Raw genomic sequence first — 16315 nt, 5'->3', positions numbered from 1 at the left:
GAGAACACCAGCCGCACTTGTCCGTGCTGCGGTCACGTCAGCGCAGACAACCGGCAAACACAAGCCCGCTTTGTCTGTGTCGAGTGTAGTTTCGAGGAAAACGCCGATGTGGTCGGCGCGATCAATGTTCTAAGGGCGGGACACGCCCGGTTCGCCTGTGAAGTGAGCGGTGCAGCAATGCCGCCAGCAGCAGGAACCCACCGAAGCGACTCAGGTGCGGCTCAATGCCGTGTTTGAGCGCCGTAGGAATCTCCGGCCTTCAGGCCGGGGAGGATGTCAAGGGGATGGGTAAAGATGGCGCCGCTGGCTTATTACGCTTAAGGCAAGCAGGGGCGACGACTTTAGCGCAAGATCAAGCCAGTTGTGTTGTATTTGGTATGCCAGGGGAAGCGATTAAACTCGGCGCAGTTCAAGAAACCGGCTGTCCAGAGGCGTTAGCCGATCGAGTTGTCTCGCTTTTTTAGTGGATAAACTCGCCTTGCCTCTGGTATGGTTAGCGCATAACTGGCAAAAACTCATAAACTGCAAACACGCTTTTGTGATGCGGCAATAAGGCGGCAAAACTTGCCGGCCTTTTGTGGTGAAATGTCCTACCAGCAGCGTTGAGACGACAGAATTCGATTTTTTGTTTTAGATTCATGGTGTTAGGTGGTGTGCTTTTTTGGCACGCTTTCTGCTTAACCTGACGGCGTGGCAGTATGTACAACAGGGCGAATCATTATGATCGACAAAATAGCCAAACACTTTAATTTTCAGCAGCAGGCGCTAGGGTTGCGTAGCTACCGCAATGAAGTGCTGGCCAGTAACATCGCCAACTCTGAAACCCCTTACTATAAGTCTGTTGACTTTGATTTCAATAAGACTTTGGCACAAGCAGAATTGCTGCAAAAAAAAGAATCGATGTCGATGGAAAAAACCCATCAAAGTCACTTACAAGGCAAGGTGAGAGCGGTGAGTTTGGCTGAGTTGCAATATCGGCGTGAAGTCCAGCCAAGCATTGATGGTAATACGGTGGACATGGACTTAGAACGTACGCAATTCACAGATAACTCCATGCGCTATCAAACCACCTTGACCTTCTTAAACCGTCGGATTTCTGGTCTGTCGGACGCAATTAAAGGACAATAATCATGTCTTTGCATAAAGTTTTTGGCATTGCTAGCTCAGGGATGACGGCCCAATCCATGCGTTTGAACGTGGTGGCCAGTAATATCGCCAACGTTGATAGTGCCGTTGCCTCAAATGGTGATCCTTATAAAGCGCGGCGAGTGGTCTTTACCCCTATTCCTGTGCGTGATGGTATTCCACAGGTCAACAGTGTGAAAGTAACTGCTGTTGTTGAAGATCAGTCCCCACCCAAAATGGTGTACGACCCTAAACATCCTCTTGCCAATCAACAAGGGTATGTAACGATGCCTAATATCAATCCAGTCGAAGAAATGGCAGATATGATTGCGGCCTCCCGTGCTTATCAAACTAATGTCGAACTGATGAATACCACCAAAACTTTGCTCAAATCTGCTTTGAGCATTGGTCAGCAGTAATTTTTAGAGGATTTTAATAATGTCTACTGTGAACTCCACTTCTGCTGCTGATCCGTATGCCAATATCAATGGCACTGCTGCAACAGGTAAAAAATCTGAAATTGAAGAAGCACAGGATCGCTTTTTGAAACTGTTGGTCACCCAACTGCAAACCCAAGATCCATTAAATCCTTTGGATAACGAAGCTGTGACCAGCCAGATGGCACAAATCAGCACGGTGCAAGGGATTGAAAAGCTGAATAAAACCATGGAAGACATGGCTACGATGTATGCCACTGCACAATCGCTCTCTGCCGCGAATATGGTTGGGCGTTCGGCCTTGGTGGGTGGTTCTGGTTTAACTTTGGCTGAGGGGGATACCGCTCGTGCTGCGTTAAATCTGCCACAAGGGGCTGATACCGTCGCAATCAGTGTGTATAACGCCAAAGGTGATAAGGTGGATACCATTGAATTGGGCAAGCAAAAAGAAGGTGTGATGGAGTTTGAGTGGGATGGTAAGAGTAGTGCGGGTGAGGCTTTGCCTGCTGGTGCTTATAGCTTTAGCGTCTCGGCAAAAACCGGTGGTAATGTCGCTGTAGCACAACCTTTGTCATATCAACGTGTTAATGCAGTCAGTTGGGCGCAAGGTGCAGCGCAACTGCATCTGCCAGATGGTACCCGCGTTGGCCTGACGGATATTTACCAATTAGGCGCATGATTATTTAACTATTGAATAGTATTTTTCCAAGTGGTTTATTTCATTTGGTATTAAGGAGATAAAAATGGGTTTTCAACATGGTATAGGTGGTATTAACGCTGCTTCAAAACAGCTTGATGTAATTGGTAATAACGTTGCTAACTCTGGCACGATTGGTTTCAAAGGGTCTCGTGCGGAATTTGCTGATATGTACGCGGCCAATTTTTATGGCGTAGCAGCGACACAAACAGGTTTAGGTGTTAGGACAGAGACTATTGCACAACAATTTAGTCAAGGTGGAATCACGACAACTGGTAATCAGATGGATATGGCGATTTCTGGCAACGGATTTTTCGTCATTAAAGATACGAATGGTGTCTCTTATTCAAGAAATGGCCAGTTTAAAATTGATCGTGAAGGGTTTATTGTTAACAATGGTGGGTCGAACCTTCAGGGTTGGGCTGTTGATGAAAATACAGGTCGTGTTTTAGAGGGAACACAAACCAGTATGAGGGTTGATAATAGTTTGCTAGAACCTAGACCTACAGATTTCCCTGCAGGAGCAGGTGAAATAAAATGGGCTTTTAATCTGGATTCTCGTCAAACTTCATTAGATCCTGCTAATTTTGACCCTGCAAATCCTGCTACTTACAACCATACCACCTCTACTAATATTCATACCACCTCTACTAATATTTATGATAGTTTAGGCAATCCCTACAAGTTAAACTTGTATTTTGTTAAAGATACTGCTGGTGGTGGGGCATGGCAGGTATTTGCTCGAGGCATTGATGAAACAGTCAGTCCGAATGCTGTAGTCGATCTTGGGCAACAAGCATTAACTTTCGACACCGAAGGTAAATTGCCAACAGGACCTAATTTACTCAATTTCACCGCTTTCGATCCTGGTACATTAGGTGTGCCGGTAAATGCAGCTCCAATCAATATTAATATTGATTTTGCTAATACGACTCAGTTTGGTGCACAGTTTAGTAACAATGATATTATTCAACCAGGTTACCCTCCTTCCGTTGTGACTAATTTGGAAGTTAGTAAAGACGGTATTGTCAGCGCCAGATATTCCAACGGTCAAAATAAAACAATCGGTCAAGTTATTCTTGCCAATTTCCCGAATCAACAAGGATTGCAATCAATTGGTAATAATCGCTGGATTCAAACCTATCAGTCTGGTACTCCAACACTTAATAATCCGGGCAGCACTAATACTGGATTGATTCAATCTCAGGCACTAGAAGAAGCCAACGTTGATTTGACCGCAGAGTTAGTGAATATGATTACTGCGCAGCGTTTTTATCAAGCAAATGCGCAAACAATTAAAGTTCAAGATGCTGTATTACAAAGTGTGATTAACTTGCGTTAATGTAATCTATTGTTAGGATGGCTAGTAAGTCATCCTAACAGTTTGTCTGGGCTGTATTGGCTTGAAATTGCCTACAATAAAAAAGAAGTGAAGGAGGCGGAATGGATAAGATGCTGTTTATTGCAATGAACGGAGCTAAGCACGTCGCATTGCAGCAGGCCACAACCAGTAATAACTTGGCGAATGCAAATACCAATGGATTCAAGGCTGAGTTGGTGGCTTTTCGGGCCCTTCCTGTTGTGGGTGATGGCGTTCCTACCCGCGCCTTCTCTGTTGATAGCACCGTTGGTCATGATCCCAATCAAGGGCCAATCAATCACACTGGAAATGACCAAGACTTTGCCATTAAAGGGCATGGTTTCTTTGCTGTGCAAGATCCGCAAGGAAATGAAGCATATACGCGTGATGGAGGCTATGTTGTTGATGAAAATGGTCTAATGAGAACCCGCTCAGGTCGTCTGATTTTGGGTGACGGTGGACCTTTGACCATTCCTCCAAACAGTCGTGTTGAATTGGGGACTGATGGTACTGTAACGGCTGTCGCCATTGATCAAGGGGTTCGTCAAGCACAAGTTGTAGGACGAATTAAAATGGTCGCTGACGAGTCTGGTAAGGATTTTTATAAAGGCAATGATGGTTTATTTCGTCGGCGTGATGGTGGAATTCCAGAATTAGACGAAACCAGAAGTTTAATTTCTGGCGCAGTAGAAGGAAGTAATGTTAATCCGGTAGAAACATTAGTTCAGATGGTCAATCATGCTAGACAATATGATTTAAATATTAAGCTTATGCAGACCGCTGACCAAAATGCTAGACAAGCAAATTCTATTATGAGTTTGTCTAACTAATCTATATTAAAAAAGGAAACAGATATGTTGCGCTCCTTATATATTTCCAAAACAGGTATGAACTCTAGTCAATTTCGGTTAGATGTCGTGACCAATAACTTGGCTAATGTGAACACAACAGGCTTTAAAAAAAGCCGAGCTGTATTCGAAGACCTAATGTATCAGACCATTCGTCAACCTGGTTCTCAAAGTGCAAATAACTCGCAAATTCCTACAGGTTTAATGGTCGGTACGGGCTCGGCACCTGTTGCAACAGACCGCATGCATTCGGATGGCAATATGCAGAATACCGAGGGCGCATTAGATATTGCTATTAATGGTAAGGGATTTTTTAGAGTGACACTACCAGATGGCTCAACAGGTTATACCCGTGATGGTAGTTTTAAATTAAACAGTGAAGGTCAGCTGGTTACTTCCAATGGTTATTTGTTAGATCCTCCTATCACAGTTCCTGCTAATTCAAATAAATTAGTGATTTCTGCTGATGGGCGTGTCCAAGTGACAGCTCAAGGTGCGACTGAGCCTACTGAATTAGGAATTATTCAAATCTCTGACTTTATTAATCCACAAGGTTTAGAGAGTATTGGTGGAAACTTATATCTGGAAACGGCTGCCTCTGGTGCACCCATTACAGGCGATCCAAACGCAGACGGACGTGGTGCCCTCAAACAGGGTTTTCTAGAAGCTTCAAACGTCAATGTAACTGAAGAGTTGATCAATATGATTCAGGCACAACGATCTTTTGAACTTAATTCCCGTGGCGTGAAAACAAGTGATGAGATGTTGCAAAGATTAAGTCAACTGTAATTTTTAATTTCGTTTGTGCTTTGTTAGGTTAATTTTCTCGCCCGTGTGCATTTTGATGCTGCGGGCGTTATTTTTCTCGTAGTGTGGATTTACTGTAATTGGGGTAACATGATGTTTGCCCCTCTGATTGCTGAGATACAAAAATGGCTTCCGTTAAATATACGACCCGCTTGTTGGTGTTCGGTTTCGTGACCTTACTTACAGGTTGTATGACTCCTCCCCCTACAATTGTGCAACAGCCTCTGTCGGCTCGACCAATCCAACAGCCTAATCTTCGCCCAGCTAATGGAGCAATTTTTCAAACCAGTGGGAATCAGGGGTTGTTCGCAGATCGTACCCCGAGTCAGGTTGGAGACATCCTTACTGTGGTTATTGAAGAACGTGCGAATGTTTCCAACTCAGAAAGTAGTTCTGGTAGCCGTTCAGCGTCAGGCTCCGCTAGTGCACCTGGTTTCAGCATTCCATTCTTTCCCAATTACCTTGAAGCCAAGACACGAGGGCTAAATGTTAATATCAATGGTGAAGTTGAAAATGATGGTAGTGGAAAAAGTAGTGCTTCTAGTTCTTTTAATACCAATATCAGTGTGACAGTAATTGATGTATTACCAAATGGTAATTTACAAGTGAGCGGTGAAAAACAAGTTAAAATGAATGGTGAAATGCAATACATTCGTTTATCTGGAATTATTAATCCTAGGGATGTAAAAGTTGATCCTCGCTTAGGCGGAAATATCGTTTCTTCACAGAAAATGGCTGATGCTCGTATTGAGCAAATTAATAAGGGCAATAATAGTTTGTTTGCACAACCTGGTTGGTTAACGCGATTTTTCATGACTATTTTACCATTTTAAATTTCTGGATAAAAACCATGCGTATCAGTGTAATTATGGGTCTAGTTTTAGCATCCGCCTTATCTATGCCCGCTTGGTCTGCTCAAAAAATTAAAGAGCTGGCAACGATTGGTGGCGTACGTAGTAACCAGTTGGTTGGTTATGGTCTAGTCGTTGGACTAGATGGCACAGGTGATAAAGCAACTTCTTCCCCTTATACCAGCCAGAGTATGATCAATATGTTGAATCAACTCGGTGTGCAAATGCAGCCAGGTCAAAAGATTGATCCCAAAAATGCAGCAGCTGTAGTAGTAACTGCTAATTTACCTCCTTTCGCAAAATCTGGTCAGCCATTAGACATCACTGTTTCTGCGATTGGTGATGCAAAAAGTTTGCGAGGTGGGACCCTATTGATGACCCCACTAAAAGGTGCTGATGGTCAAATTTATGCAATGGCTCAAGGTAATATTTTGATCGGTGGTGCAGGAGCTTCTGCGGGTGGCTCGAGTGCAAAAGTGAATCAGCTAAATGCAGGAAGAATCCCTGCTGGTGCAACAGTGGAGCGAGAGGTTGCAAGTGGTCTGAATGCCAATGCTAATAGCGTACAGCTAGAGTTACTTGAAGCAGACTTCACTACAGCTAACCGAGTGGTTGAGGCGATAAACAAAGCTTTTGGTTCAGAAACAGCCCGTGCTTTGGATGGTCGTGTTGTCGAAGTTCGCACACCTTTTGATAGTAATCAGCGCGTCCAATTCCTGGCAAAAATGGAAAACCTTGCCGTTACAGCGGCAGAATCTACCCCTCTGGTCATCTTGAACGCCCGCACAGGGTCGGTGGTAATGAACCAAGCGGTGAAAGTTGAGCCCTGTGCTGTTGCCCATGGCAATTTGTCTGTTACGGTAAACAGTACGCCTGTTGTAAGTCAACCGAACCCGTTAAGTCAGGGGCAAACTGTGGTTGGGCAACAAGCTGACATCAATGTACGTGCTGATGGCGGCAAGGTAATTAATGTTCCCCGTGGCACCAGCTTAAATGAAGTTGTGCGCGCCTTGAACGCGGTTGGTGCAACACCACAAGATTTGTTATCGATTTTGCAGGCCATGAAAGCCGCTGGTGCGTTGAAAGCAGAATTGCAAATTATTTAAGCATTTTGCGCAAGGCATGGTAATTGCTGGGTGTGAGTTATTCTTTTGAGGCTTAGTTGTTATGCAAATCTCTTCTTCGTTTGAATCTGCACGAGCTCAACAACGGTTGGCAATAGACAGTCGTTCATTGGATGATCTACGTGCCGAGGCAGTAAAAGATCCTAAGACTGCGATTAAGAAAGTTGCTGGTGAATTTGAGGCCATGTTCCTGAACATTGTGATGCAAACAATGCGGGAAACGTCTTTCTCTGGAGAAGAGGAAAGCAATGCCCTAAATACCTTTCGTGGAATGCAAGATCAACAAATCGTACAGCAAATGAGTCAGGCTGGCGGTGTTGGATTGGGTGATATGATTGCTCGGCAAATTGCCAAACAATCGGGCATCGAATGGGACGAACCAGTCAAGAAAACAGCCGCAGCAAGTTCTATGCAGCTGCTAGCACTGCAGAAACCAGCGATTGCCAAAGCGTTGCAACAGCTGGAACAAGACGGGGTTCAAGGTGTAACGGCTAAACCTGCAGCAGGCAGAACGAATAACACGCAAAACGCCAACAGTGGTGATTTTATTCAGTCTATGCTAAATCATGCCACCCCTGCTGCCCGAGCGATTGGCGTAGAGCCTCAACTGATCGTCGCTCATGCTGCATTGGAATCAGGATGGGGAAAAAGAAACATTAAGAATGCCGATGGTTCGAATAGCCACAACTTGTTTGGGATTAAAGCAACTGGCAACTGGAAAGGTGCAACCACTGATGTGCTGACCACAGAGTATGTCGATGGGGTAGCGCAAAAACGGGTTGAGCGTTTCCGTTCCTATCCTTCTTATGCCCATGCCTTTGCCGACTACGCACGATTACTGAGTACCAACTCACGCTATCAAGACGCGCTGAACAAGGGCGCTGATGCCGTCGGATTTGCACGTGCTCTAGCCAAAGGTGGTTATGCTACCGATCCAAACTATGCTGCTAAATTGAGCCAAGTGGCAGGTAGCGAAAAAATGCAAATTGCTGCACGTTCCTAGTAGAAACGCTTAAGTTTGTTGCTGTGCAGACGATGTAAGTTAATGACTTTTTGGGCAGGAATCTATCATGGCCGGTATCTTAAATATTGGTGTGTCGGGGCTGAATGCTGCCCGCGCCGCGTTAAATGTCACTTCGCAAAATATTAGCAACGTTAACACCGCTGGTTACCATCGCAAGGCATTGGTGCAGTCGGCAATGTATCCACAAAATCTAGGCTATGGTTTCCCCGGTCAAGGGGTTGAACTCAATGATGTTCAACGAATCTACGACCGTTTTTTAGATAAACAGGTTCAAACAGCCACTGCCAGTAACAGCTACTATGAGACGCAGTTTAGCTATATGAAACAGCTAGACGATGTGATCGCAAACTCAACCAACGGCATTTCGCCACGGCTACAACAATTCTTCAGCTCAGTGCAAACACTGACCTCTGATCCCTCTTCGATTCCTTCTCGCCAAGCGATGATTGACCAGATGTCATCGTTAGTGAATACCATGAAGTCGGCCGACGACCGTATGGAAGAACTGCGCTTGGGGATTAACACCGAAATTAAATCGTCTGTTACCGCAATCAACGGTATTGCGCAGCAAATTGCTGATCTCAATAAACAAATCACCATGTTATGGCGCAATGACGGGGTCCAGTTGCCTAACGACTTAATTGATCAACGTGATCAAGCTGTAACTGAACTGAACAAATATATCAATGCCACCATGGTGCCGCTCGGTGATGGCACAGTGAATGTTTACATTGGTAAAGGGCAAAGTCTGGTATTGGGTAATGATCCAGCACTACTAAGATCCGACTATTCCAACCAACCTGGTATGGAACAAGAGTTGGTTGTCTATTACCAATCGGGTGCACCTTTTGAGATTCCCTCAGATTTATTAAGTGGGGGATCAATGGGCGGTGCATTAGAAATGCGCAAAACATTGGACGATACACAAAAACGCATTGGCCAAATGGCAATGGAAATTGTCGATCGTTTCAACCGTCAAAATGCCCAGGGTGTGGATCTGAATGGCGATGCTGGTACGGATTTGTTTGAACTGCGCTTTAACTTTCCGCCAGTCAATCCTCCAACACCAGACTACTCGGCAAAAACTGATGCAGAAAAATTAGAGATTCAACAGCGCTATGCTGTGCGTGCTTTGTCGTTGCTGCAAACCGATCCAAACAAAATTGCCGCAGCGTCTGCCATCGTATTCGATCGTAATGCTTCTTTTAATGGTGCATTACCGACACAACTCGCTGGAACTGCTGCGATTAGCCAAATCTCAACAACAGCACCGTTTACGCCTGCTGCTGCGGTTCCTGCCATGCCAATCCAGATTCGGTTTGATGGTACTAATTACAGTATTACCGATAATACTGGTGCCGCGCATACACCACCTTTGTCTCTCAATCGCATTCCTGGTGTTTCTGGGGGCTTCAAGGTAGTAGATCAAAGTGGCGCCCCAATGGGGATACAATTTACGGTGTCAGGGACCCCTGCTGCAAATGACACCTTTGTGATTGCAAACCGGACACCCGGTGCTTTATTGGAAAAGGGTGAAAACACCAACTTACTGGAAATGGCCAAGTTGCAATCGTTAGCGACCGTAGCCGATTTGCCTGCAAGTGGCAAAGTGAATGGTATTGGCCCTGGTACACCACCGGTCCTTAACTTCACAATCAATGTGCAAGATCCGGATGTAGCAGCTGACAAAAAAGCCCAGCTAGACTTTGTTTCTAAATTGCCAATCACTATGGGGTTTGATGGTACTAATTTCACCAACTTGCCAAACGGCTATACCATTGTGCCTGCTGGATCAACCTACTCTTTGCAAGATGCTTCTAGCCGCACATTGATGACTTTTACTGCCCCTGCTGCGCTAGGTGCTGCGAATGCTGGGCAAACCTTTACCTTTCCTGCCCCAGCAGCATCGAATTTCCAAGCCACTTTTGGTCAAATGGTGACGGTGGTGGGCAGTAAAACCAATGAAGTAAAGGCGATTGGTGCGGCACAAAAAGTGACATTAGAGCAAGTGACGATGGCGCGTGAACGTGTTTCTGGTGTGAATTTGGATGAAGAAGCAGCAAACTTGATTAAATTCCAACAAGCCTATCAAGCCTCGAGTAAAGTGATTCAAATTGGCCAAGGTTTGTTCGACTCGGTATTGCAAGCGCTTCGTTAATCCTGCTCACTGAGAATATAAAGGACATCCTATGAGAATCAGCTCTTCTTTTACGTATCAAACCGGTGCTGCAGGGATTAACCGTCAACAAAACACCTTGTTTGAGCTGCAAAAACAACTTAACTCGCTTAAGCGGATTAACAGCCCTTCTGACGATCCAGTGGCTGCGGCGCGGGTGTTAGATACTAAACAATCTGACAGCCGTAATGCACAGTTTATTGAAAACACTAAAGCGGTAGACTCCGCTTTGCAGTTCAGTGACAACGCCCTGCAAACTGTGTCTGACATCATGACCCAGATGAAAGAAATGGTGGTGCGTGCTGGTAACCCTGCTTTTAAAGACACCGACCTTAAAATCATCAGCGGTGAATTTGATGGCAAAATGGAAGAATTAGTCGGGGTGTTAAACACAACCGACGGTCAGGGAAATTATCTGTTTTCTGGTACGAAAACCAGTACACCACCCTATACCATCGAAGGTTCTCGTCCCTATGGCGCTGATACAGTCATTCGTTATAATGGTAATGATGGCCAAAAATCGGTTCAAACAGGTACCGCACGACAAATCGCTATTACAGACCCAGGTTCTGCAACCTTTGGGACGGGCAGCACTGTAGGCCGTGACTCTGGTAATATTTTCGACACCATGTTGCGCTTTGGGGAAATGCTAAAACAGGGGCGTGATGGTTTAAATCCAAAAGCTAGTTTACCTGCTAATGGCGGTACTTCAGTTACCTTGGGCGTAGCTGATTCTATTCCAAACATTAAAAATGCAACAGCTGCTGCTGCGTTTGAAGATCTAAAAGATGCATTTGGACAAGGTGGGGTGAATGTGTCGCTACCAGCTGGGATGAACGATACTACTCTGCCTACTTTACCTGCACCTTATAACGCTAATTTCCAAGTGGCTTACGATGGCAAAGTCGGTGAATATCGTATTCGAACCACAGGTGGCGAGGATACTGGTTTAACGCTTAAATTTGAAAATCTGCCAACGGGGGCATTAGCCGCAGACAGCGTGACGCTGAAATCTTACACTTTAGAAGCCGCACAGGTGATGAAGGGCGTAGACAAGGCGCACGAGCGTTCATTATCCACTTTAGCTGCCGTGGGGTCGCGTCGTTTAGAAGTAGAACAGAGTCGTGATCTTGGTGAAGATCTGAATTTGGTTTACAAAAAATCGATTAGTGATTTGGAAGATCTGAATATTGCAGAGGCCAGTACCAGCTTGGTGATGGCGAAAACAGCTTTGGAAGCATCGCAGCTCTCTTTCTCAAAAGTAAGCTCATTGTCACTGTTTAACTACATCAGCTAATTGATGACAGCAAAACAAAACCCCCGCGATTAAGCGGGGGTTTTTTATTCTGGCGGAGAGAGGGGGATTCGAACCCCCGTGGGGCGCGAACCCCCCACTGATTTCGAGTCAGGGCCGTTTAGCCTCTCCGGCATCTCTCCGAACTTCGAAACAGACGCGCATCTTAACAGAGCTAACTTTTCTGTCAAGATGCACAGCGTTGTTGCTTAGCTAAAGCTCAATTTCCCGTGGCGGGCGTCAATCACAATCACCGATTTAGGTGGATAGTGACCGGCTAATATCGCTTTTGCCAGTGGATTTTCGATTTCATTTTGAATGGCGCGTTTTAATGGACGCGCACCATAAATCGGATCAAATCCGGCCTCGGTCAGCAGTGTTAACGCATCGTCTGTAACTTGAAGTGCCAGTTCTAACTTGGCCAAGCGGCTTTCTAAATGGCGGAGTTGAATTCGTGCAATCGATTTGATGTGTTTATCATCCAAAGCATGGAAAACCACCACTTCGTCGATCCGATTGACAAATTCTGGGCGGAAGTGGGCTTTAACCTCACCTAACACCGCAATTTTAGTCAGTTCATAATCATCGGTGGCCATGGTTTGAATAATCTGACTACCAATGTTTGATGTCATGGCAATGACCGTATTGCGAAAATCGACAGTTCTGCCTTGACCATCTGTTAAACGCCCATCATCCAACACCTGCAGCAAAATATTAAACACATCGGGGTGGGCTTTTTCGACTTCGTCTAACAGAATCACCGAATAAGGTTTGCGCCGAACCTGTTCAGTCAGATAGCCGCCTTCTTCATAGCCAACATAACCGGGGGGCGCACCGATAAGGCGGGCCACCGAGTGCTTCTCCATATATTCGGACATATCAATCCGAATCATGTGTTCTTCACTATCAAACATAAAACCTGCCAGTGTTTTGCACAGTTCGGTTTTACCCACACCAGTCGGCCCAAGGAATAGGAAAGAGCCATAGGGTTTGTTTGGATCAGACAGACCAGAACGGCTACGGCGAATCGCGTCTGCCACGGCACGGACAGCTTCATTTTGTCCAATAACGCGCTGGTGTAACACGTCTTCCATCCGTAACAGTTTCTCGCGTTCTCCAGTCAACATTTTGGAAACAGGAATGCCTGTTGCACGGCTTACCACCTCGGCGATTTCTTCCGCTCCAACTTGGGTTCTGAGCAGCTGATTGGGCTTTTTCTGTCCACCTTGGCTGGCCGCTTCGGCTTCTTTCAGACGGGCTTCCAACTGTGGCAACTTGCCATATTGCAGCTCGGCCAGTTTTTCCCATTGTCCCTGTCGTTTTAGCTCTTCAATCTGTACTTTAAGTTTGTCGATCTCTTCCTTGATCGATTGGCTACCTTGCTGTGCCGCTTTTTCGGCCTTCCAAATTTCTTCTAAGTCGGCATACTCTCGGCTTAGTTTTTCAATTTCTTCGTTAATCAGGGCTAAGCGTTTTTGGCTGGCTTCATCCGACTCGCGTTTCACTGCTTCCCGTTCAATTTTCAACTGAATTAAACGGCGATCCAGTTTATCCATTGACTCTGGTTTTGAATCAATTTCCATTTTGATCCGGCTTGCTGCTTCATCAATCAAATCAATCGCTTTATCAGGCAAGAAGCGATCGGTGATGTAACGATGCGACAGCTCGGCAGCGGCAACTATCGCAGGATCGGTAATATCGACACCATGGTGAATCTCATATTTCTCTTGTAAGCCGCGCAGAATGGCGATGGTGTCCTCAACCGAGGGTTCACTGACTTGCACCTTTTGGAAGCGACGTTCTAGGGCAGCATCTTTTTCGATGTATTTGCGGTATTCATCCAGCGTTGTCGCACCAAGGCAATGCAATTCACCACGGGCTAAAGCTGGTTTCAACATATTGCCCGCGTCCATCGCACCCTCGGCTTTACCGGCGCCAACTAAGGTATGAATTTCATCAATAAAGATCAGTGTATTGCCCTCGTCTTTAGCCAAATCGTTCAACACCGCTTTGAGTCGTTCTTCAAACTCTCCACGGTATTTTGCCCCTGCCAGTAAGGCGGCTAAATCCAGTACTAACAGCCGCTTGTGTTTGAGTGATTCAGGGACTTCGCCATTCACAATCCGTTGGGCCAGCCCTTCCACAATTGCTGTTTTACCAACCCCTGGTTCACCAATGAGTACCGGATTATTTTTGGTGCGCCGTTGTAAGACTTGAATAGCGCGGCGAATTTCATCGTCTCGCCCAATCACGGGGTCGAGCTTACCCTGCCGTGCTCGTTCGGTCAGATCCAAGGTGTATTTACTTAATGCCTCACGTTGACTCTCGGCATCAGCGGTGTTGATGGTATCGCTGCCCCGTACGGCATTGATGGCCGCCTCTAACGCTGCCGTTTGTCCGCCGTGTTCTTTGAATAGGCGGCCTGTTTCGCTTTTATCTTCAGTGAGTGCCAATAAAAACATTTCACTGGCAATAAATTGATCGCCTCGTTTTAGTGCCGCTTTTTCTGTGAGATTAAATAAATTGGCTAGCTCTTTCGACACACTGATTTCGCCGCCGGTACCACTGACTTTGGGCAAGCGTTCGATCGCTGTTTTCAATGCCTGACCTAACCCGCCAGCATTCACTCCGGCTCGGGCTAGTAGGCCACCGACGCCGCCTTCACGATCGTTGAGCATCGCCAACAACACATGCTGCGGTTCGATATAGGGGTTGTCATTGGCTAAGGCCAGACTTTGGGCATCGCTGATGGCTTGTTGAAATTTAGTGGTGAGTTTGTCAAAACGCATGATGCTTTCCTACTGCAATTAAGTTAAACCCTAACTTGGGTAGGGGAAAACCTTTATCAAGCAGGAAATTTTTTCTTGCTGGGTCTTGATTTCTCAGACTTTGTCTAGGTAGGCGAGTCTGGACGTGTTGGTGCGGATATCTGCGAAGGTGCCATCGAAGGCAAGATCGATTACTCTATGTAGATCTTCTTTATCTTGCGAGAAATCCAGCACATCATGCCAACAAAACAACAACATCCCTTATTTTTTGCTGCTGCCGCAATTGTGATTTGGGCAAGTTTGGCAACCTTGGGCACCCGAGTGGCAGCGGTACCGCCGTTTTTAACGGTGGGCGTTACTTTATTGGTGGCGGGGATTTTGAGCTTGCCGACCTATCGCCAATGGAAAGTGCCTTTACCAACTTTATTGGTTGGGATCGCTGGCATTTTTGGTTATCACTTCTTTTTATTCTTAGCCTTTCGCTTAGCTCCAGCGGTAGAAGCCAATTTATTAAATTATCTGTGGCCGTTATTGATTGTGCTGCTGTCGCCAGTGTTGTTACCGAATATGGCCTTGCGCCGGCAACATATTATTGCCGCTGGGTTGGGATTTATTGGGGCGGCGTTGATTGTGACTAAGGGCTCTCTGTCGTTAGAAGCCCGATTTATCATGGGTTATGCCTGCGCGGTATTAGCTGCATTTCTATGGGCAGCCTATTCGTTGTTGAGCAAGCGGCTTCCCCCCTATCCAACGGCAGCGATTGGCCTATTTTGTTTATTGTCTGGGGTATTGTCGCTACTGAGTCATTTTGCATTAGAGCCTGCCTATACACCGAAGATGCAGGAATGGATATGGCTAGGGCTGTTGGGGATTGGGCCGATGGGTGGGGCGTTTTTCTTGTGGGATAAAGCATTAAAACAAGGCGATCCACGCAAAATCGGCGCGTTGGCCTTCACTACCCCGTTATTATCCACTTTATTGTTGATTGTAACGGGGAGCGGGGTTTTGGATGGTTATGCGTTGGCGGCGATTGTGTTGATTGTCGGCGGTGCTGTGTTAGGGACCCGCACACCAAAATAGACGACGTTAATTAGACTTAACCATCTCAAGTTGATGGATGACTTCGCCGAGGCGATTTTGCAGCGCGTAATTCGCTTGATACGCTTCGGAGAGTTCTTCAAAACTGTCGCGTACTAAATTCACTAAGGCAGTTTCTTGACCCTGTGCGCAACAAGCCCCGCCGTTCAGGGCGGGAAAGGATAGCGCGGACGGCGTAGCCGTCCTTGGGTTTCAGTGTGGCGTCTGCTGCTGTTCGATGTATTGGCGCACGATGGAGATCGGCGCACCCCCACAGGATGAGGCGAAGTAGGATGGCGACCACAGGGCGCCATTCCAGTAGCGATTCTGGAGGTCAGGGCGTTCCTTCCGTAGCAAACGGCTGGATTCGCCACAAAGACCAAATGGACGTGCATCTTGAACACGCAGTACCGTCCGTGCCGAATATCGTTGTCATCTCTCATAGACCAAAGTATCATTGATTCATGCAACGACTTCAAGCCTTCAAATACGAACTGGTGCCAGACGGCCATCAGGAGCGGCAGATGCGCCGCTTCGCTGGCTCGTGCCGGTTCGTATTCAACAAGGCGCTGGCGTTGCAGAAAGAACGCTACGAGAATGGCGAGAAGAAGCTGGGTTATGCTGGGCTGTGCAAGCGGCTCACCGAGTGGCGCAATAGCTCGGAAATGGTATGGTTGGCTGATGCACCTGTGCATCCGTTACAGCAAACCCTCAAGGACTTGGAGCG

General features: G+C 46.4%; 16 protein-coding genes, 1 tRNA gene and 1 pseudogene. 15 read left to right on the top strand and 3 right to left on the bottom strand.

Annotation, left to right across the window (positions count from 1 at the left end; genetic code table 11):
* From G465_RS16260 to flgL, 13 genes are all read left to right on the top strand, one after another.
* A partial coding sequence (locus G465_RS16260) for a zinc ribbon domain-containing protein (RefSeq protein WP_155846541.1) occupies positions 1 to 237 on the top strand: 237 nt, incomplete at its 5' end.
* Between the two features lie 47 nt (positions 238 to 284).
* Positions 285 to 464, top strand: a complete 180-nt coding sequence (locus G465_RS0110695) for a chemotaxis protein CheB (RefSeq protein WP_027405396.1) — start codon at positions 285 to 287, stop codon at positions 462 to 464.
* A gap of 256 nt (positions 465 to 720) precedes the next feature.
* The gene (gene flgB / locus G465_RS0110690; RefSeq protein ID WP_022654458.1) at positions 721 to 1128 is read left to right on the top strand and encodes a flagellar basal body rod protein FlgB; all 408 of its coding nucleotides are present in this window, start codon (positions 721 to 723) and stop codon (positions 1126 to 1128) included.
* Between the two features lie 2 nt (positions 1129 to 1130).
* Entirely contained in the window at positions 1131 to 1544 is a 414-nt protein-coding gene (flgC, locus tag G465_RS0110685; protein ID WP_022654457.1) for a flagellar basal body rod protein FlgC, read from the top strand.
* 19 nt (positions 1545 to 1563) lie between these two features.
* A complete protein-coding gene (locus tag G465_RS0110680) occupies positions 1564 to 2241 on the top strand; it encodes a flagellar hook assembly protein FlgD (RefSeq protein ID WP_022654456.1) in 678 nt (225 codons plus the stop codon).
* A gap of 64 nt (positions 2242 to 2305) precedes the next feature.
* On the top strand, positions 2306 to 3601 hold the full coding sequence (flgE, locus tag G465_RS0110675) for a flagellar hook protein FlgE (protein ID WP_022654455.1): 1296 nt from the start codon (positions 2306 to 2308) through the stop codon (positions 3599 to 3601).
* 101 nt (positions 3602 to 3702) lie between these two features.
* Positions 3703 to 4449 carry a flagellar basal body rod protein FlgF gene (locus G465_RS0110670; protein ID WP_022654454.1) on the top strand — a complete coding sequence of 249 codons (747 nt, stop codon included), beginning with the start codon at positions 3703 to 3705 and terminating at the stop codon, positions 4447 to 4449.
* Positions 4450 to 4473: 24 nt separating this feature from the next.
* On the top strand, positions 4474 to 5256 hold the full coding sequence (flgG, locus tag G465_RS0110665) for a flagellar basal-body rod protein FlgG (protein WP_022654453.1): 783 nt from the start codon (positions 4474 to 4476) through the stop codon (positions 5254 to 5256).
* A 143-nt stretch (positions 5257 to 5399) separates the two neighbouring features.
* Positions 5400 to 6107, top strand: coding sequence for a flagellar basal body L-ring protein FlgH (locus G465_RS0110660; protein WP_022654452.1), 708 nt, complete (start codon positions 5400 to 5402; stop codon positions 6105 to 6107).
* A gap of 17 nt (positions 6108 to 6124) precedes the next feature.
* A complete protein-coding gene (locus G465_RS0110655; protein ID WP_022654451.1) occupies positions 6125 to 7231 on the top strand; it encodes a flagellar basal body P-ring protein FlgI in 1107 nt (368 codons plus the stop codon).
* A gap of 61 nt (positions 7232 to 7292) precedes the next feature.
* Positions 7293 to 8252 (top strand): flagellar assembly peptidoglycan hydrolase FlgJ, encoded by a 960-nt coding sequence (gene flgJ / locus G465_RS0110650; RefSeq protein ID WP_022654449.1) that lies wholly within the window; start codon positions 7293 to 7295, stop codon positions 8250 to 8252.
* A 67-nt stretch (positions 8253 to 8319) separates the two neighbouring features.
* Positions 8320 to 10431, top strand: coding sequence for a flagellar hook-associated protein FlgK (gene flgK, locus G465_RS14495; protein ID WP_022654448.1), 2112 nt, complete (start codon positions 8320 to 8322; stop codon positions 10429 to 10431).
* Between the two features lie 31 nt (positions 10432 to 10462).
* On the top strand, positions 10463 to 11746 hold the full coding sequence (flgL, locus tag G465_RS0110640) for a flagellar hook-associated protein FlgL (RefSeq protein WP_022654446.1): 1284 nt from the start codon (positions 10463 to 10465) through the stop codon (positions 11744 to 11746).
* 50 nt (positions 11747 to 11796) lie between these two features.
* Here the strand turns inward: flgL and G465_RS0110635 are convergent.
* A tRNA-Ser gene (locus tag G465_RS0110635) sits at positions 11797 to 11886 on the bottom strand.
* Between the two features lie 66 nt (positions 11887 to 11952).
* Entirely contained in the window at positions 11953 to 14532 is a 2580-nt protein-coding gene (clpB, locus tag G465_RS0110630; RefSeq protein ID WP_022654445.1) for an ATP-dependent chaperone ClpB, read from the bottom strand.
* 216 nt (positions 14533 to 14748) lie between these two features.
* Here clpB and G465_RS0110625 point away from each other — a divergent pair, with 216 nt between their 5' ends.
* Positions 14749 to 15591, top strand: coding sequence for a DMT family transporter (locus G465_RS0110625; protein WP_022654444.1), 843 nt, complete (start codon positions 14749 to 14751; stop codon positions 15589 to 15591).
* Positions 15592 to 15801: 210 nt separating this feature from the next.
* Here the strand turns inward: G465_RS0110625 and G465_RS15545 are convergent.
* Positions 15802 to 16031: pseudogene (locus G465_RS15545) on the bottom strand (transposase).
* A 21-nt stretch (positions 16032 to 16052) separates the two neighbouring features.
* Between G465_RS15545 and G465_RS14490 the strand changes: the two are divergent.
* Positions 16053 to 16315, top strand: a 263-nt coding sequence (locus G465_RS14490) for a helix-turn-helix domain-containing protein (RefSeq protein WP_155846540.1), incomplete at its 3' end; no start/stop codon positions are given.

The organism is Aquaspirillum serpens DSM 68, from assembly GCF_000420525.1.
Classification (GTDB): Bacteria; Pseudomonadota; Gammaproteobacteria; order Burkholderiales; family Aquaspirillaceae; genus Aquaspirillum; species Aquaspirillum serpens.
The sequence above is the reverse complement of the archived record's forward strand: the minus strand, read 5'-3'. Positions and strand labels throughout refer to the sequence as shown.